The organism is Streptomyces yunnanensis, assembly GCF_029011865.1.
GTDB lineage: Bacteria > Actinomycetota > Actinomycetes > Streptomycetales > Streptomycetaceae > Streptomyces > Streptomyces yunnanensis.
This window is the reverse complement of the sequence record NZ_CP095749.1, coordinates 4,930,182-4,948,035: the sequence shown is the minus strand read 5'-3', so window position 1 is coordinate 4,948,035 and position 17,854 is coordinate 4,930,182. Positions and strand designations below refer to the sequence as shown.

The 17,854-nt window shown below is 70.3% G+C and carries 12 protein-coding genes, 1 tRNA gene and 1 pseudogene; 3 read left to right on the top strand and 11 right to left on the bottom strand.

The window, feature by feature from the left end; translation table 11 throughout:
* Nucleotides 1-9: 9 nt before the first annotated feature.
* Nucleotides 10-1,452: a serine/threonine-protein kinase gene (locus MOV08_RS21470; RefSeq protein WP_275308568.1), complete on the top strand. Its 1,443-nt coding sequence runs from the start codon at nucleotides 10-12 to the stop codon at nucleotides 1,450-1,452.
* A gap of 94 nt (nucleotides 1,453-1,546) precedes the next feature.
* Here MOV08_RS21470 and MOV08_RS21465 read toward each other — a convergent pair whose 3' ends face one another.
* From MOV08_RS21465 to dnaA, 11 genes are all read right to left on the bottom strand, one after another.
* Nucleotides 1,547-3,457 (bottom strand): vWA domain-containing protein, encoded by a 1,911-nt coding sequence (locus MOV08_RS21465; RefSeq protein WP_275308567.1) that lies wholly within the window; start codon nucleotides 3,455-3,457, stop codon nucleotides 1,547-1,549.
* Nucleotides 3,458-3,683: 226 nt separating this feature from the next.
* Entirely contained in the window at nucleotides 3,684-3,818 is a 135-nt protein-coding gene (locus MOV08_RS21460) for a DLW-39 family protein (RefSeq protein WP_003958712.1), read from the bottom strand.
* 245 nt (nucleotides 3,819-4,063) lie between these two features.
* A tRNA-Ile gene (locus tag MOV08_RS21455) sits at nucleotides 4,064-4,137 on the bottom strand.
* A gap of 100 nt (nucleotides 4,138-4,237) precedes the next feature.
* A complete protein-coding gene (locus tag MOV08_RS21450; protein ID WP_078875842.1) occupies nucleotides 4,238-4,939 on the bottom strand; it encodes a DUF3566 domain-containing protein in 702 nt (233 codons plus the stop codon).
* 15 nt (nucleotides 4,940-4,954) lie between these two features.
* A complete protein-coding gene (gyrA, locus tag MOV08_RS21445) occupies nucleotides 4,955-7,579 on the bottom strand; it encodes a DNA gyrase subunit A (protein ID WP_039634745.1) in 2,625 nt (874 codons plus the stop codon).
* A gap of 50 nt (nucleotides 7,580-7,629) precedes the next feature.
* On the bottom strand, nucleotides 7,630-9,684 hold the full coding sequence (gene gyrB, locus MOV08_RS21440; protein WP_039634742.1) for a DNA topoisomerase (ATP-hydrolyzing) subunit B: 2,055 nt from the start codon (nucleotides 9,682-9,684) through the stop codon (nucleotides 7,630-7,632).
* A 411-nt stretch (nucleotides 9,685-10,095) separates the two neighbouring features.
* Complete coding sequence (locus MOV08_RS21435; RefSeq protein WP_039634740.1) at nucleotides 10,096-10,629, bottom strand: DciA family protein; 534 nt, start codon at nucleotides 10,627-10,629, stop codon at nucleotides 10,096-10,098.
* Nucleotides 10,626-11,798, bottom strand: a complete 1,173-nt coding sequence (gene recF, locus MOV08_RS21430) for a DNA replication/repair protein RecF (RefSeq protein ID WP_275308566.1) — start codon at nucleotides 11,796-11,798, stop codon at nucleotides 10,626-10,628. The genes MOV08_RS21435 and recF overlap by 4 nt, the downstream gene beginning before the upstream one ends.
* Before the next feature lie 41 nt (nucleotides 11,799-11,839).
* A complete protein-coding gene (gene gnd, locus MOV08_RS21425) occupies nucleotides 11,840-12,718 on the bottom strand; it encodes a phosphogluconate dehydrogenase (NAD(+)-dependent, decarboxylating) (protein ID WP_039634736.1) in 879 nt (292 codons plus the stop codon).
* A gap of 170 nt (nucleotides 12,719-12,888) precedes the next feature.
* A complete protein-coding gene (gene dnaN / locus MOV08_RS21420; protein ID WP_039634734.1) occupies nucleotides 12,889-14,019 on the bottom strand; it encodes a DNA polymerase III subunit beta in 1,131 nt (376 codons plus the stop codon).
* Between the two features lie 997 nt (nucleotides 14,020-15,016).
* Nucleotides 15,017-16,900 (bottom strand): chromosomal replication initiator protein DnaA, encoded by a 1,884-nt coding sequence (gene dnaA / locus MOV08_RS21415; RefSeq protein ID WP_039634732.1) that lies wholly within the window; start codon nucleotides 16,898-16,900, stop codon nucleotides 15,017-15,019.
* Between the two features lie 405 nt (nucleotides 16,901-17,305).
* Here dnaA and rpmH point away from each other — a divergent pair, with 405 nt between their 5' ends.
* Nucleotides 17,306-17,443 carry a 50S ribosomal protein L34 gene (rpmH, locus tag MOV08_RS21410; protein ID WP_009716483.1) on the top strand — a complete coding sequence of 46 codons (138 nt, stop codon included), beginning with the start codon at nucleotides 17,306-17,308 and terminating at the stop codon, nucleotides 17,441-17,443.
* A gap of 24 nt (nucleotides 17,444-17,467) precedes the next feature.
* Nucleotides 17,468-17,836, top strand: a pseudogene (gene rnpA, locus MOV08_RS21405) (ribonuclease P protein component); the annotation flags it as partial.
* Nucleotides 17,837-17,854 lie beyond the last annotated feature (18 nt).

Below are 17,854 nucleotides of genomic sequence, written 5' to 3'. Positions count from 1 at the left end.
CGGGGCGCAATGGGTGAGATCTTCGCCGGTCGGTACGAGCTCGTGGACCCGATCGGTCGGGGCGGGGTGGGCGCGGTCTGGCGCGCCTGGGACCACCGGCGCCGCCGCTATGTGGCGGCCAAAGTGCTGCAGCAGAGCGATGCGCACACGCTGCTGCGCTTCGTCCGCGAGCAGGCGCTGCGGATCGACCATCCGCACGTACTGGCCCCGGCGAGCTGGGCGGCGGACGACGACAAGGTGCTGTTCACCATGGATCTGGTGCACGGCGGCTCGCTGGCCCATCTGATCGGTGACTACGGCCCGTTGCCGCCGCGGATGGTGTGTGCGCTGATGGACCAGCTGCTGGCCGGGCTGACCGCCGTGCACGCCGAGGGCGTGGTGCACCGGGACATCAAGCCGGCCAACATCCTGTTGGAGGCCACCGGCACCGGCCGGCCGCATCTGCGGCTCTCCGACTTCGGCATCGCGATGCGCAAGGGCGAGCCGCGACTGACCGAGACCAACTACGTGGTGGGGACGCCGGGTTACTTCGCGCCGGAGCAGATGCTGGGTTCCGAGCCGGACTTCCCCGCGGACCTGTTCGCGGCCGGGCTGGTCGCGCTGAGCCTGATCACCGGCGCCAAGCCGGACACCGAGGCGCTGGTCCGGCGGTTCATGGACCACGGCGGCGTACCGAACGCGCCCGAGGACGTGCCGGAGCCGCTGTGGCAGGTGCTGGCGTCGCTGCTGCACCCGGATCCGGACGCCCGGTTCAGGACCGCGACGGGGGCCCGGAAGGCGTTGCTGGCGGCGGCCGATCTGCTGCCGGAGGTGACGCTGGAGGACGAGGTCGTCGAGGTCTTCGACCACATCGGGCCGCTGCCGTCGGGGTTCGGTCCGGACGGGCCGCTGCGCGGCGCGCCGGGCGGGGACACCACCGGGCGCACCGGCGTGGCCGCCGCCGGGGCCACGGGAACCGCCGGGACCGCCGGGACCACCGGGGGGCAGGGCACGGACGCCGTCCCGGCGCCCCTGTCGGGCACCGGGAGCTTCCACCTCGCGCCGCCGGAGCCGTCCGTCCCGCCCCTGCCGAGCACCCCGCCGCCCTTCGCTCCGCCGACCGCCCCACCGCCGAGCACCCCGCCGCGCGGCACCGTCCCGGCCCCGCCGACCACCCCGCCCCGGACCCCGCCGCCGGCGCCGGCCGCCCCGGCCCCGGCCCCGGCCCCGATGCCGCGGTACGAGCCGACGGCCGCGGCACGCCCGGAGCCGTCCGCGACCCGCCCGTACACCGCCGGACAGCCGCCGCTGCCGGGGCAGCATCCGCCGACCGGAGGCGTCGGGGTGCCGGCGGTGCCTCCCCGGGCCGGGCCGGTACGGAAACCGGGACCGCCCCCGAAGGTCGCGATCCCGGTCCTGATCGTGGCGCTGCTGTGCATCGCGATCGGGGTGTGGTCGCTGCTCGCCGGCTGACCTGCGCCCGCCCGGGCCCACCGCGCCCGGCAGGAGGGCCGGCGCGGTCAGCGCCGCCAGGACGGCGAGCGCCGCCGTCCCGTTGGGCGTGCGCTCACCGTGCGTCGCCCGGCACCGGCTTCCGGCGGGCCCGGGCGTACGCCGTGCCCAGCCCGGCCAGCATCAGGACGCCCACCACGCCCACGGAGACCCCGGCGACCCGCAGCCCGGACCAGCCGCCGCTGCCGGTCGCACTGTCGGTGCTGGGGCCCGAATCGCCGTCGGGCGCCTGCCCCTTGATCGCCGCGGCACCGGCCTCCGGCCCGGCCTTGGCCCGTCCCAGGACGGCGACCCGCAGCACCACGCCGATCCGCGGGTCCTGTGCGACCTGGGCGGCCCTGGCGCCGAGCGTCACCGCGATGTAGAAGTCGCCCTTGGCGTGGACGGGGATGACGTTGGGGTGGGTCTCGTAGCGGTTGGTCCAGGAGACCGGCACCGTCCCCATGCTCAGCGAGGCCGACCGCCCGTTGTAGGGCACCTGTGGATTGAAGACGCCGGTTCCGCTGCCGACCGGGGCCCGGAACGGCGTGTAGACCTGGGTGCTGCCGAACGAGGTGTGGGAGCTGCCCTCGGAGCGCGGTTCGTTGGCGAACTCCACGTCGTAGCGGAGCTGTTGGCCCCAGCTGACCGGCACCTTGTACCAGAGCGTCTGCGCCGGGAGGATCTGGTCCCGCCAGACGCCCGGGCCCAACGGGCTGGCGTCGTTGAATCCGGTACCGCCGGTGACGTCCTTGGGCGCCGTGGTGGGCAGCTCGGCGTTCTTGCCGCCCGCACCGTACTCCGGGGACGACTGTGCGGGGGTGGTGCCCTTCGCCAACGGATGTTCCACGTGAAACATCAGCTCCATCGGCCAGTGCGCGGCGTCCGAGCCGGTGTCCGCATGGCGCTCGACGACCAGCCAGTACCGGCCCGCCCTGTCGCAGGTGCCGGTGCCGCTCTGCGTCGGGATGCGGCTGACGCCCGAGGTCAGCGGCGTGGCGCCCTCCCGCTGCCCGAACAGGGCGGTGGAGGACTCGCAACTGCCGTCCTTGTCCCGGACGATCTGGGTGCGCAGGGTGTCGAGGTAGTCGATCGCCGCCCCGGACGGTGGCACCACGGTGGCCGAGAAGTCGGCCGCCGAGGCGGCGTCCAGATCGACGGCGTAGTACCGCTTCTCGTTGGGCCCGATGCTGTCCAGGTACTGCCCGGGGGCGACGACCGGTGCGCCCGTCCGGTCGTCGGTGCCGCGGACCTGCTTGCCCTGGAACCGGTAGCCGCTCGCGGAGAGTTGGCCGGCGCGCTGGAGCTGGCGGCTGAGCGACCGGGCGTCGGGGGCGTCGTAGTACTGGCCGTTGCCGGACTTGGCGATGCACTCCAACTGGGCGCGGGCGCTGCCGGCCACCTGGAAGCCGACGACGTCGATGTGCAGATCGCCGCCGGACGTGGCGAGTTGGGAGGCGATCTGGCACGGCGACGGGGTGTGGCAGGTGTCCGCGCCGTCGGAGATCAGCACGATGGTGCGCTTGCCGACGCCACCGGCGGCCGGCTTGGGAAGGTCCTGGGCGGCCTTGGTCAGGGAGAGCCCGATGGGGGTGTCGCCCTTGGGACGCACGCCCGCCACGGCCTTCTTGAGGCCGTCCCGGTCCAACGGGGCGACGGGCTGGGCGAGCCGGGTGTCGTCACACCCCTTGGGCTTGTCCGCGCCGTAGACCCGCAGGCCGGTGGGATAGCCCTCGGGCAGGCCGTCCACGAGTGTGCCGACGGCCCGGCGGGCGTCGGCGATGCGGGTGCTGCCGGCCCCGTCGCTCCCGGCCATCGAGCCGGAGGAGTCGAGGACCATCACCAGTCCGCTGCCGTCGGCGGCCGGCGCCACCCGCGGGGCCGCCGTGGCCGGAAGCGCCGCCGCGACCGGGAGCACCGCGGCGGCCAGGGCCAGCAGCGCCCGCCCCCAGGCTCTCGCCCCGGTTCGGGCAGGGGGTACCCCCACCGCCCGCGCCACCGCCCCCCTACGTGGTGGTCGTGCCATGTCCTCGTCCCCCTCGCGTCTGCCGGTCACAGCCCGGACATCGACTTCAGGACCAGCGACTTTGCCGCTGCAACCCATCAATGTGCGATAGCAAACCCAGAAGCCCGTGTTCCCGCCCCGGTACGTACGAAACCCCGGCCGCCCATGGGCAACCGGGGTCCATACGAAATGTGCTGTGCGTGTGGTCTCACACACCCGAACCTGCGGGCACGGAGTCGGTCGCCTCCGTCCACAGATCCTGCTCGGCGCGATCCGCCTGGATCTGGCGGTACACGAGGAGCCCGCCGATGGCGGCCAGTGCGACCAGGAGAAGCTTCTTCACCGCGCGACCTCGTCTTTCGTTGACGTAGGGGACCCTATGTCGGCCGATGATACACACCGGTCGATACCGATCGGTTATCTAGCCCGCACTCGGCAACACCTCATCCGGAGGTGCGCGAAGGCCCCAACTCCCGCCCCATCACAACGAATCACCCCCGGGTCCGGTTCCCCCACCCCGAAAAGACCGCGCGGCGGGCAAAAGCAGCGGCCCGGCCGGAGAAATCTCCGGCCGGGCCGACTGTGCGGTGCGGCTACCAGGACTTGAACCTGGGGCCTCTTCCTTATCAGGGAAGCGCTCTAACCGTCTGAGCTATAGCCGCTCGCTCGCTGCACCAGAAGATTAGCGCACTTCAGAGGCGTTCCCAAAATCGGTTCCCGATGCCTTGGGAACGCCCGGCGCCGACCCCCTTCCGGGAGCACTCACTCGTCCTCCGCGAGGGTCAGCTCCACGCCGCCCACGAAGCCCGCTGACAGGTTGTAGATGAACGAGCCGAGGGTGGCCAGCGCGGTCGCCAGCACCACGTCGATCACCGCGATGACCGAGGTGAACAGCAGCACCCGCGGCAGCGAGAGGAACGACTGCAGATCGAAGCCACCGCCCTCGGCGGAGCCGGTCGCCTCGCTGATGGTCTTGCCGACCGTGGAGAAGACGCCCATCGCGTCCATCACCATCCACAGCACCGCCACCGCCACCACCGTGCAGATGCCCAGCGCGATGGACAGCAGGAAGCTCACCTTCATCACCGACCAGGGATCGGTGCGCGCGACCCGGAGGCGGGCCTTGCGCGTCCGCGGCGCCGTGCTGGCGCCCGTACGCGGCTTGCGCACGGCCTGGCCGGCTTCGGCCCCGCCGCCGCCCGGGTGGTACGCCTGGGGCGGCTGGTAGGGCTGTTGTACGCCGCCCTGCGGCTGTCCCTGGCCACCGACCCCGGCCGGCGGCTGGGGCTGGGGTTGCGGCTGTCGGGTATTCGTCACGGTTCCCCCCTCATGGGCGCCCTCGTCCCGGATGCCGTCGGACGCGACGGAGCCACGGGCGCTGCGTTCCCTTTCGGTTGCGGGTTCCGCCGCGGAGTCCGAAGTGACTCCCGCATCTCCCGTCGCAGCGCCCGTGGCTCCACTCACGACCTACTCCTCGTGTTACTCCGCCGCGGGCTGCTCGCCCTCGACTGCGGTGGCCCCGGACTCCTCGGCGGTGCCGGTCTCCTCGGGCCCGTCGGGCCCGTCGACCTCCTCGGCCTCGCGGCCGGCCTCGGCGTTGCGCGCGATGCCGACGACGGCATCCCGCTTGCCCAGGTTGATCAGTTGGACGCCCATGGTGTCACGGCCGGTTTCCCGCACCTCGTTGACCCGCGTACGGATCACGCCACCGCCGAGCGTGATCGCGAGGATCTCGTCGGCCTGCTCGACGATCAACGCCCCGACCAGCGAACCCCGGTCCTCGACGATCTTGGCGGCCTTGATGCCGAGGCCGCCGCGGCCCTGGACTCGGTACTCGTCGACCGCGGTGCGCTTGGCGTAGCCGCCGTCGGTCGCGGTGAAGACGAAGGTGCCCTCCCGGACCACGTTCAGCGACAGCAGCTCGTCGCCCTCGCGGAAGCTCATGCCCTTCACACCGGAGGTGGCCCGGCCCATCGGGCGCAGCGCCTCGTCGGTCGCGGTGAACCGGATCGACTGGGCCTTCTTGCTGATCAGCAGCAGGTCGTCGGTCTCCGAGACCAGCTCGGCGCCGATCAGCTCGTCGTCCGTGCCGTCCTCCCGCTCGCGGAGGTTGATCGCGATCACGCCGCCGGAGCGGGGCGAGTCGTAGTCCTTGAGCGGGGTCTTCTTCACCAGGCCGCCCTTGGTCGCGAGGACCAGGTACGGCGCCGCCTCGTAGTCGCGGATCGCCAGGATCTGCGCGATCTGCTCGTCCGGCTGGAAGGCCAGGAGGTTGGCCACGTGCTGGCCGCGGGCGTCCCGTCCGGCGTCCGGGAGTTCGTACGCCTTGGCGCGGTAGACCCGGCCCTTGTTGGTGAAGAACAGCAGCCAGTGGTGGGTGGTGGAGACGAAGAAGTGGTCGACGATGTCGTCTTCCTTGAGCTTGGTGCCCCGGACGCCCTTGCCGCCGCGCTTCTGCGAGCGGTAGTCGTCGGTCTTCGTCCGCTTCACATAGCCGCCACGGGTGATGGTGACGACGATGTCCTCTTCGGCGATCAGGTCCTCGATGGACATGTCGCCCTCGAAGGGCACCAGCTTGCTGCGCCGGTCGTCGCCGAACTTCTCGACGATCGCGGCCAGTTCCTCGCTGATGATCTGGCGCTGCCGCTCGGGGGAGGCCAGGATCGCGTTGTACTCGCTGATCTTGCGCTGGAGCTCGTCGTGCTCGGCGGTGATCTTCTGGCGCTCCAGGGCGGCCAGCCGGCGGAGCTGCATCTCCAGGATCGCGTTGGCCTGGATCTCGTCGATCTGCAGCAGGCCCATCAGGCCCTCGCGGGCCACCTCGACCGTCTCGCTGCGGCGGATCAGCGCGATGACCTCGTCGATGGCGTCCAGCGCCTTGAGCAGACCGCGCAGGATGTGGGCCCGTTCCTCGGCCTTGCGCAGCCGGAACTTCGTCCGGCGGACGATGACCTCGACCTGGTGGGTGACCCAGTTCCGGATGAAGGCGTCCAGGGAAAGGGTGCGCGGCACGCCGTCGACCAGCGCGAGCATGTTCGCGCCGAAGTTGGTCTGCAGATCGGTGTGCTTGTAGAGGTTGTTGAGGACGACCTTGGCGACCGCGTCCCGCTTGAGGACGATGACCAGCCGCTGGCCGGTGCGCGAGGAGGTCTCGTCGCGGACGTCCGCGATGCCGCCGATCCGGCCGTCCTTGACCAGGTCGGCGATCTTCTGCGCGAGGTTGTCCGGGTTGACCTGGTAGGGGAGTTCGGTGACCACCAGGCACTGGCGGTTCTGGATCTCCTCGACCGCCACCACCGCGCGCATCGTGATCGAGCCGCGGCCGGTGCGGTACGCCTCCTCGATGCCCTTGCGGCCCACCACCAGCGCGCCGGTGGGGAAGTCGGGGCCCTTGACCCGCTCGATCAGCGCGTCCAGCAGTTCCTCGCTGGACGCCTCCGGGTGGGCCAGCGCCCACTGCGCGCCCTCGGCGACCTCGCGGAGGTTGTGCGGCGGGATGTTGGTGGCCATGCCGACCGCGATGCCGGCCGAGCCGTTGATCAACAGGTTGGGGAAGCGGGACGGCAGGACCGTCGGCTCCTGGTTGCGGCCGTCGTAGTTGTCCTGGAAGTCGACGGTCTCCTCGTCGATGTCCCGGAGCATCTCCATCGACAGCTGCTTCATCTTGCACTCGGTGTACCGCATGGCCGCGGCCGGGTCGTTGCCCGGGGAGCCGAAGTTGCCGTTGGAGTCGACCAGCGGCATCCGCATCGACCACGGCTGGGCCAGGCGGACCAGCGCGTCGTAGATGGAGGTGTCACCGTGCGGGTGGTACGTACCCATGACGTCGCCGACGACGCGGGCGCACTTGTAGAAGCCCTTCTCGGGGCGGTAGCCGCCGTCGTACATCGCGTAGAGCACGCGGCGGTGCACCGGCTTGAGGCCGTCGCGGACATCGGGCAGCGCACGCGAGACGATGACGGACATCGCGTAGTCGAGGTAGGAGCGCTGCATCTCCGTTTCGAGCCCGACGGGCTCGACGCGCATTCCGACGCCTTCGATGGTGGCGGGCGCGCCCTCGGCGGTCACGCCGTCCGGGGTCACAGGGGGGTTCTCGTCGGCCATGGTGGTTCAAAGTCCTTTCGAGCTGCGGCTGGTGTGCGGGCCGACAGGGCTCAGATGTCGAGGAAGCGGACGTCCTTGGCGTTGCGCTGGATGAACGAGCGGCGTGCCTCGACGTCCTCGCCCATGAGGACGGAGAACAGGTCGTCCGCGCGGGCCGCGTCGTCCAGCGAGACCTGGCCGAGCACCCGGTGGTCGGCGTCCATGGTCGTCACGCGCAGCTCCTCGGCGTTCATCTCGCCGAGACCCTTGAACCGCTGGATGGAGTCCTCGCGGATCCGCTTGCCGTTCTGCTTGCCGCGCTCGATCAGCGTGTCCCGCTCCGGGTCGGAGTAGGCGTACTCGAAGTCGTCCCGACTCCACTTGATCTTGTACAGCGGCGGGCGGGAGAGGTAGACGTGACCGGCCTCGACCAGCGGGCGCATGAAGCGGAACAGGAAGGTCAGCAGCAGGGTGTTGATGTGCTGACCGTCGACGTCGGCGTCCGCCATCAAGATGATCTTGTGGTACCGGAGCTTCTCGATATCGAAGTCCTCGTGCACGCCCGTGCCGAACGCCGAGATCAGCGCCTGGACCTCGTTGTTCTGCAGGATCTTGTCGACCCGGGCCTTCTCGACGTTGAGGATCTTGCCGCGGATCGGGAGGATCGCCTGGTACTCCGGGTTGCGGCCGGACTTGGCCGAGCCGCCGGCGGAGTCACCCTCGACGATGAAGATCTCGCACTTGGTCGGGTCGTTGGACTGGCAGTCGCTCAGCTTGCCGGGCAGCGACGCCGTCTCCAGCAGCCCCTTGCGGCGGGTCAGGTCGCGCGCCTTGCGGGCCGCGACCCGGGCGGTGGCCGCCTGGATGCCCTTGCGGATGATGTCCGCGGCTTCGTTGGGGTTGCGGTCCAGCCAGTCGTTGAGGTGCTCGTGGACGACCTTCTGGACGAAGGTCTTGACCTCGGTGTTGCCCAGCTTGGTCTTCGTCTGGCCCTCGAACTGCGGCTCGGCGAGCTTGACCGAGATGATCGCCGTCAGACCCTCGCGGATGTCCTCGCCCGTGAGGTTGTCGTCCTTCTCGCGGAGCAGCTTCTTGTCGCGCGCGTAGCGGTTGATCAGGCCGGTCAGCGCGGCGCGGAAGCCCTCTTCGTGAGTACCGCCCTCGTGGGTGTGGATGATGTTCGCGAAGCTGTAGACACCCTCGCTGTACTGGGTGTTCCACTGCATCGCGAGGTCGACGGAGAGGTTCCGCTCCTTGTCCTCGGCCTCCACCGAGACCACCGTCGGGTGCACCAGCTCGCCCTTGCGGGAGTTGAGGTACTTCACGAAGTCGACGATGCCGCCCTCGTAGTGGTACCGCACCGAGAGCGGCTTGCCGTCCTCGTCCACGTGGTCGGCGCGCTCGTCCTTGAGCGAGATGGTCAGCCCCTTGTTGAGGAACGCCATCTCCTGGAAGCGTCGGGACAGCGTCTCGAAGCTGTAGGTGGTGGTCTCGAAGATCTCGGGGTCGGCCCAGAAGGTGACCGAGGTGCCGTGCTGGTCGGTGGCCTCGTGCTTGGCCAGCGGGGCGGTGGGCACGCCCTGCTTGTAGTCCTGGGTCCAGCGGTGGCCGTCCGTGCAGATCTCGACCGAGACCCGAGTCGACAGGGCGTTCACGACGGAGACACCCACACCGTGCAGACCGCCGGAGACCGCGTAGCCGCCGCCGCCGAACTTGCCGCCGGCGTGCAGGACCGTCAGCACGACCTCGACGGCCGGCTTGTTCTCGGACGGCACGATGCCGACGGGGATACCGCGGCCGTTGTCGTCGACCCGCACTCCACCGTCGGCGAGGATCGTCACCTCGATGGTGTCGGCGTAGCCGGCCAGCGCCTCGTCGACGGAGTTGTCGACGACCTCCTGCACGAGGTGGTGCAGGCCGCGCTCGCCCGTTGAGCCGATGTACATGCCGGGGCGCTTACGAACCGCGTCCAGGCCCTCAAGGACGGTGATCGCGCTGGCGTCGTACGACTTCTCCACCGAGGAGTCGCCCACGGCGCCGGCCGAACCCCCCTCTTCGGTAGAAGCCATGTTGATCTCGTTGAGGTCGCCGGAGTCGGCCACGAAGCGCCCTTTCTGGCACAGCACGAGCCCTTCCACACCTGTTGCGATCTCCCCGCGAAGGACAGGTGGGAGCGGCTCGTCGTTCGACTTGTTCCGCGAGTGGGCGGGATTGCTACCAGTCTACCGGTAGCGCCGACACTCATGGGGGTTTGCAGGCACCTGAGTCGCCATGTGCCGCCCTGAATTGACGTCCGCCGACTCCCCATATGCGAGACGGGGCCTCAGGGCGCTCACACGGGCACTCAGCGCTTCGGGCTGTCAACCGCCGGCTACCGTGAGCGGAGTCTCATGCGTCACACGTGTTTACAAGGCCCGCACAGCAGTGCGTCGTTTCACGTGAAACGACCCCTGACCAGCCGAGAAAGCACGAGGGGGGCGGTGTTTCACGTGAAACACCGCCCCCCTCGGCACACGCGCCCGGCCATGCCGTCGCACTCAGCCGTAGGTGTCGCCGGGACCCCGGCTGCCCGGTGCGCGCAGCGGTCCGTACCGGCGCCCGGGACCGCCCGGCCCCAGCACCTTGATCATCTTGACCGTGCCATGGCCCAGGTCCTCGTTGAGGCGGGCGACCAGCGTCGGGGCCAGCAGCCGCAGCTGCGTCGCCCATGCCGTCGAGTCGCACTGGACCGTCAGCACACGGGCGTCCTCGTCGTACCGCTGCGGCTCGCAGTGCTGGGCCACCTCGGGCCCCACCAGCTGCGGCCAGCGGCCCATCACCCCGCCGACCGCCGCCGGGGTCTCCCAACCGCGCTCGGTGATCAGGCGGTTGATCGCGGCGCCCAGCGGCAGCGGGTCCCGGCCGTCCGCCCGCGCGCCCGAGCGCAGCCCACCGCGGCGGGCCTGCTTCTTCTGCTGCGCGGCGGCGCCCCGGGCGCGCGCCTGCTCCTTGGCGGCCACCAGCGCCTGGCGGGCGAGGTCCACACCGGACAGTTCCGGAGTCTTGGGCCGTTCCGGCTGCGGTTCGCTCACCGGTCCACCCGCTCCACCGTGCCGCCGGAGACCGCGTACCGCGCCCCCACCAGCACTCCCGGCACATCGTCGTCCACCGCCGCGGTCACCAGCACCTGTTCGCCCGGTGCCACCAGCTCCGCCAGCCGCTCCCGGCGCCGCGCGTCCAGCTCGGCGAAGACGTCGTCGAGCACGAGCACCGGCTCGTTGCCCTCCGCGCGCAGCAGCTCGTACGAGGCCAGCCGCAGCGCCAGCGCGTACGACCAGGACTCGCCGTGGCTGGCATAGCCCTTCGCCGGCAGCTGGCCGAGTTTCAGCAGCAGGTCGTCCCGGTGCGGCCCGACCAGCGTCACCCCGCGCTCGATCTCGCTCTTGCGGGCCTCGCCCAGCGCCGCCAACAGCGCGCCGTACAGCTCCTCGCGGTTCGTGGCGGCGGCCATCGCCTCGCCCGCGGAACCGCGGTACTCCAGCCCCAACGGTCCGCCGCCGGGCGCCAGTTGCTCGTACGCCTTGTCCGCCAGCGGCCGCAGCGTGGCGATCAGGTCGAGCCGCTGGGCCAGGAGTTCGGCCCCGGCCCGGGCCAGATGCTGGTCCCAGACGTCCAGCGTCGACAGGTCCGCCCCCACGCTCGAATCCGCTCGCGCGGGAGGTGCCCCCCTCCGCCCGCCGTGCCGACGGGCCAGCGCCGCCGTCTTCAACAGGGTGTTCCGCTGCTTCAGGACGCGGTCGTAGTCCGCGCGCACGCCGGCCATCCGCGGCGTGCGGGCGGTGATCAGCTCGTCGAGGAACCGCCGGCGCTCGCCGGGGTCGCCCTTGACCAGCGCCAGGTCCTCGGGCGCGAACAGCACCGTCCGGACGATCCCCAGCACGTCACGCGGCCTGACCTGGGACGATCTGTTGATCCGGGCGCGGTTGGCCTTGCCCGGGTTGAGTTCGAGCTCCACCAGCTGCTGGCGTTCGCCCTGGACAACCGCGGCCCGGATGATCGCCCGGTCCGCGCCCATCCGCACCAGCGGCGCGTCCGAGGAGACCCGGTGACTGCCGAGCGTGGCGAGATAGCCGACCGCCTCGACCAGGTTCGTCTTGCCCTGCCCGTTGGGTCCCACGAACGCCGTGACGCCCGGATCGAGCGCGACCTCGACCCGGGCGTACGAGCGGAAGTCGGCAAGCGACAGATGCGATACGTGCATGACTACGCGCCGACCTCCCCCGGCTGCTGAGCTGGTTGTGCTTACTTCTTGGTCTCGACCGCGTGGCCACCGAACTGGTTGCGGAGCGCGGCGATCATCTTCATCTGCGGGGAGTCGTCCTGGCGGGACGCGAAGCGCGCGAAGAGCGACGCCGTGATCGCCGGCAGCGGCACGGCGTTGTCGATCGCGGCCTCGACCGTCCAGCGGCCCTCGCCGGAGTCCTCGGCGTAACCGCGCAGCTTGTTCAGGTGCTCGTCCTCGTCGAGGGCGTTGACCGCGAGGTCCAGCAGCCAGGAGCGGATGACCGTGCCCTCCTGCCAGGAGCGGAAGACCTCGCGGACGTTTTCCACGGAGTCGACCTTCTCCAGCAGTTCCCAGCCCTCGGCGTACGCCTGCATCATCGCGTACTCGATGCCGTTGTGGACCATCTTCGCGAAGTGGCCCGCGCCCACCTTGCCGGCGTGCACGGAGCCGAACTCGCCCTCGGGCTTGAGGGCGTCGAAGATCGGCTGCACCTTGGCGACGTGCTCCTTGTCGCCGCCGTACATCAGGGCGTAGCCGTTCTCCAGGCCCCAGACGCCACCGGAGACGCCGCAGTCGACGAAGCCGATGCCCTTGGCGGCCAGTTCCTCGGCGTGCTTCTCGTCCTCGGTCCAGCGGGAGTTGCCGCCGTCCACCACGAGGTCACCGGGCGAGAGCAGCTCGGCCAGCTCGTCGATCGTCGACTGGGTGGCGGCACCGGCCGGAACCATGACCCAGACCACCCGCGGACCCTGGAGCCTGTCCACAAGCTCCTTCAGGCTGCCCACGTCGGCCAGGTCGGGGTTGCGGTCGTATCCGATGACGGTGTGGCCGGCGCGGCGAATGCGCTCGCGCATGTTGCCGCCCATCTTGCCGAGACCGACGAGACCGAGCTCCATCAGAGACCCTCTTTGCACATAGTGGTTGCGTTCGTACCCGAGTCCGAGCCTACGCCCGAGACCCTGTGCACAGCTGTGGGCTCAGCCGCTCATCGGGGCCTGTCAGCCAGTCGCCGCAAGGGCCCCGGCGGAGAGCCGGGGCCCGGTCGGTACGAAAGCCGTCCGCCGCGTCAGCCCGAGAGGCGGACCGGCATGATCAGGTACTTGTAGGCGTCGTCGGCCTCGGCGTCCTTGGCCGGCCGGCCACTGAGCAGCGCGGGCTTGGTCGAGGTCGTGAACGACAGCTGGGCCACCGGGGAGTCGATCGCCGACAGGCCCTCCAGCAGGAAGCCCGGGTTGAAGGCGATCGAGATGTCGTCGCCGTCCAGGTCGGCGTCGACCCTTTCCACAGCCTGTGCATCGTCGCTGGAGCCGGCCTCCAGGATCAGCACGCCCTGCTCGAAGCTCAGCCGCACCGGGGTGTTCCGCTCGGCGACCAGCGCCACACGCTTGACGGCCTCGACGAACGGGGCGGTCTCGATCACGGCGACGGAGTTGAACTCGGTCGGGAAGAGCGTCCGGTACTTCGGCAGGTCGCCCTCGAGCAGACGGGTCGTGGTCCGCCGGCCGGCACCCTCGAAACCGATCAGGCCCTCGCCCTGGCCGGAGCCGGACAGCGCCAACGTCACGGTGTCGCCGCTGCTCAGCGACTTGGCGGTGTCCAGCAGCGTCTTGGCGGGCACCAGGGCGACCGCGGAGGTGTCCGGGCTCTCGGGCTTCCACAGGAACTCGCGGACCGCGAAGCGGTAGCGGTCGGTGGAGGCCAGGGTGACGGTGTCGCCCTCGATCTCGATCCGCACACCGGTGAGCACCGGCAGCGTGTCGTCGCGGCCGGCGGCGATGGCCACCTGGGCGGCGGCCGCCGCGAAGACCTCCGCGGCGACGGTGCCGGTGGCAGTGGGCATCGCCGGCAGGGACGGGTACTCCTCCACAGGCAGGGTGTGGAGGGTGAAGCGGGAGGAGCCGCACACCACGGTCACTCGTACACCGTCGGTGGAAATCTCCACCGGGCGGTTGGGGAGCGCCCGGCAGATGTCGGCGAGCAGCCGGCCGGAGACGAGGACGGTGCCCTCTTCCTCCACATCGGCTTCCACCGAGACCCGTGCGGAGACCTCGTAGTCGAAGCCGGAGAGGCTCAGTGCGCCGTCGTCCGCCTTCAGCAGCAGGCCCGCGAGGACGGGCACCGGCGGACGGGCCGGGAGGCTCTTGGCCGCCCAGGCCACTGCCTCCGCGAGTACATCGCGCTCCACCCGGATCTTCACCGGAAACCGCCTCCTGCTGTTGCTGGCTCTCGCCCTGCTGGCTCTTCGTCGTCGGCTGGGTTGCCGGAGACCAGTCTGACGCACGCCGCCGACAGTCGGTGCGGCTCGGGGTCAAGTCGACTCGACCGGAGCGAAGCGCTCCCGAGCCGAGTTGTGCACAGGGCCCGATTCGAAGCGCATTCCCCGGTTGATATCCGTGGTCGTAGTAGTAGGCCCTGTGGAAACCGTGGACAACTTCCTTTGCGCAGGTCAGCGCCGATTTTTTGTCCACCGCGCCTGTGGGTGGCGGCCGTGGATAAGCGGGCTCAGCTGTGGACCACGCGAAGTTCTGCACACCCCATGCACAGGGCCGGGGCACTTCTCCCCAGTGCCATCCCCAGCTTTACCCACGTTCCCCACAGCCCAACCCACCACCTTGGTGTGACCGCTTTCACTCGGCGTGGTGAGGGGTGGTGTCGCGTTGCCGAACAGTGGACAGCGGTGTGGAGAAGCCGGCGATCACTGGGGACAACGGCCCCCAACCTGTGGGTGGCCGGTGGACAAGTCATCACCACCCCTGTGGATGAACTCTCTGTCCACAGCCTGTGGATTGTGGTTGGCCACAAATCCACACGCGGTTGACCTTGCCCGATGGTCCGTCAACACCCGGGCCTGTGGATCTCACAGGGATAACTTTCCCCTCCCCAGGCTGTGGACGGAAGATTCTTGCCCAATCTGTGGAGAGAGGCCGTGACCTCGCCGGGAATCGAACAGAACCGGCGCGCTCCACAGGTTTGAGAGGACGGTGGGCGCTGCTCACCCCCGGCGACCGTCCGGCGAACCGCCCCGGAAAGCCCCGGAAGCCGGCTCACGCCAGGCCCACGACAGGCCACCGAAGGCCGGCGGACGCGCCGCGGAGCGGTTCCGAGCGCCCTCCTGGCCGTGTACGACGAAGGGCGCCCCGGGAGCGGATCCCGGGGCGCCCTGGTGGCGGTCGCGGCCGGCGGCGGGCCGCTCGTCAGCCGTTCTTGATGCGGTTGGTCAGCTCGGTGACCTGGTTGTAGATGGAGCGTCGCTCGGCCATCAGCGCGCGGATCTTGCGGTCGGCGTGCATCACGGTCGTGTGGTCGCGCCCGCCGAACTGCGCGCCGATCTTCGGCAGCGAGAGATCGGTGAGCTCCCGGCACAGGTACATCGCGATCTGGCGGGCCGTCACCAGCACCCGGCTGCGCGAGGAGCCGCACAGGTCGTCCACGGTCAGCCCGAAGTAGTCGGCGGTCGAGGCCATGATCGCGGTCGCGGTGATCTCCGGTGCGGTGTCCTCGCCGCCGGGGATCAGGTCCTTCAGCACGATCTCGGTGAGCCCCAGGTCCACCGGCTGCCGGTTGAGCGACGCGAACGCGGTGACCCGGATGAGCGCGCCCTCCAGCTCGCGGATGTTGCGCGAGATCCGGGACGCGATGAACTCCAGCACCTCCGGCGGCGCGTTCAGCTGCTCCTGCACCGCCTTCTTGCGGAGGATCGCGATCCGGGTCTCCAGCTCAGGCGGCTGGACGTCCGTGATCAGGCCCCACTCAAAGCGGTTGCGCAGCCGGTCCTCCAGGGTGACCAGCTGCTTCGGCGGCCGGTCACTGGAGAGCACGATCTGCTTGTTGGCGTTGTGCAGGGTGTTGAAGGTGTGGAAGAACTCCTCCTGCGTCGACTCCTTGCTCGCCAGGAACTGGATGTCGTCGACGAGCAGGATGTCCATGTCCCGGTAGCGCTTGCGGAACGCGTCCGCCTTGCCGTCCCGGATGGAGTTGATGAACTCGTTGGTGAATTCTTCCGAGCTCACGTACCGCACCCGAGTGCCGGGATAGAGGCTGCGGGCGTAGTGCCCGATGGCGTGCAGCAGGTGGGTCTTGCCCAGACCCGACTCCCCGTAGATGAAGAGCGGGTTGTACGCCTTGGCCGGCGCCTCGGCGACCGCGACCGCCGCCGCGTGCGCGAAGCGGTTGGAGGCGCCGATGACGAAGGTGTCGAAGAGGTACTTCGGGTTCAGCCGCGCGGTCGGTTCGCCGGGACCGGTCGCCGGCGCGGGCTGCGCGGCGAGCGGGCCGGGGGCGCCACTGGGCGCCGGCGGGGACCCGGGACCGCCAGGCCGGCCGCCGGGGCCGGGGGGCGGGAGCTCGGGGAGTTCGCGGTGCTGCTGCTCGTACGGGGAGCGCGGGCCGTCCGAGGGGCGTGGCCCGCTGCGGTCGGGCCCCTGCGCCCGGTAGTCGTTCTGGTGCTGCTGGAGGTGGGGCGGCGGCGAGGAGCCGTAGGGCTCGCGCCACGGTTCCGTGGACGTCTCGCGGTCGGGGTAGCCGCCGAGCTGCTGTTGCTGCCAGCCGTACTCCTCGCGGGGGCCGACCAGGTCGGTGCGGGAGTGCTGCGGCCACGCCCCGGGCTCGTGCCGCGGCTGTGGGTAGTCGGGGTACGCGGGGCGGACGGTGGGCAGGTCGTCGCCCTGGTGCCCGTAGCCCTGGCGCGCGTCGTGCCGCCCGTCGTAGCCGTCGTACGCGTCGTGCTGCGCCGGCTGGTGCGGGGGGTGCTGGGGGTGTTGCGAGTGCTGTGAGTGCTGTGAGTGCTGCGGGGCGTGCTGCTGGGGCGGCGCGGGCGGCTGGGGCGCGGGCTCCTCCGAGGAGTCGTCGACGGTGATCGCGATCCGGATCGGCCGTCCGCACTCGTGGCTGAGCGCCTCCCCGATCAGCGGTGCCAGCCGGCCTTCGAGCACACCCTTGGCGAACTCGTTGGGGACGGCGAGCAGTGCGGTGTCCGCAACCAGCGCCAGCGGCTGGGTCCGCTTGAGCCAGTCCTGGTCCTTGGGCTTGAGGCCGTCGGCCTCGGCCCGCAAGAGGTGATCGAGTACACGTGGCCACACTGCGGCAAGATCGGCAGGTACATCAGCCACAGGGCACGCTCTCTCACAGTCCCACGAATGTGTGATTCTCAGGACGGGCGGGAAGGAAATGGAGTTCAGCCACGGTAGTCAGGGCGGGCCTGGGGATTCAAGTTGTTGTCCACAGGCTGTGCATAGTGTGTCCTGGCGGGGGCTCTCCGCACCGTTCGGGAGCTGGTTTGACCGAATGGCGTAGCCCCGCGTACCGTGACCAGGTCGAGTTGTCGATGGCTGCTGCCGCCTGCCTCCGATGGGCAAAGATCGCGCCCTCGTGATCGTGAAGCGGTGCACTCGGGCGTGGCGAGCTACTCGTGGGCGCACGGTGACAGCCAGTCGACGCCCCACAAATCTGTCTCTCTGAGACAACAAGTTTCCTGGAGCCCCCGAGTGAGCAAGCGCACCTTCCAGCCGAACAACCGCCGCCGCGCGAAGACCCACGGTTTCCGTCTGCGCATGCGGACCCGTGCCGGCCGCGCGATCCTCGCGTCGCGCCGCAGCAAGGGTCGCGGCCGCCTGTCTGCCTGAGCAGCCTGAACCTAGGTCCATGACGTGCTGCCTACCGAACATCGGCTGAGGCGGCGCGAGGACTTCGCGACCGCGGTACGCAGGGGACGCAGGGCCGGGCGCCCGCTCCTCGTCGTGCATTGTCGTAGCGGCGCAACGGACCCGCACGCAGCTGGGGGAAGTGTTCCCCCAGCGCGTGCGGGTTTCGTCGTGAGCAAGGCCGTTGGCGGCGCTGTCGTCCGCACCAAGGTCAAGCGGAGACTCCGCCATCTCGTGCGCGACCGGCTGGACCGGCTGCCCGCCGGTAGCCTGGTTGTCGTACGGGCCCTGCCCGGCGCGGGTGCGGCGGAGTACGACCAACTGGCCCGCGACCTGGACGCCGCTTTGGAGCGGCTGCTGGGAGGGGCGCCGAAAGGCTGCAATCCCACCGGG

Coding starts and splice junctions, on each gene's coding strand:
- MOV08_RS21470 (WP_275308568.1), top strand. CDS start 10: ATGGGTGAGATCTTCGCCGGTCGGTACGAGCTCGTGGACCCGATCGGT.
- gyrA (WP_039634745.1), bottom strand. CDS start 7,579: ATGGCCGACGAGAACCCCCCTGTGACCCCGGACGGCGTGACCGCCGAG.
- recF (WP_275308566.1), bottom strand. CDS start 11,798: ATGCACGTATCGCATCTGTCGCTTGCCGACTTCCGCTCGTACGCCCGG.
- gnd (WP_039634736.1), bottom strand. CDS start 12,718: ATGGAGCTCGGTCTCGTCGGTCTCGGCAAGATGGGCGGCAACATGCGC.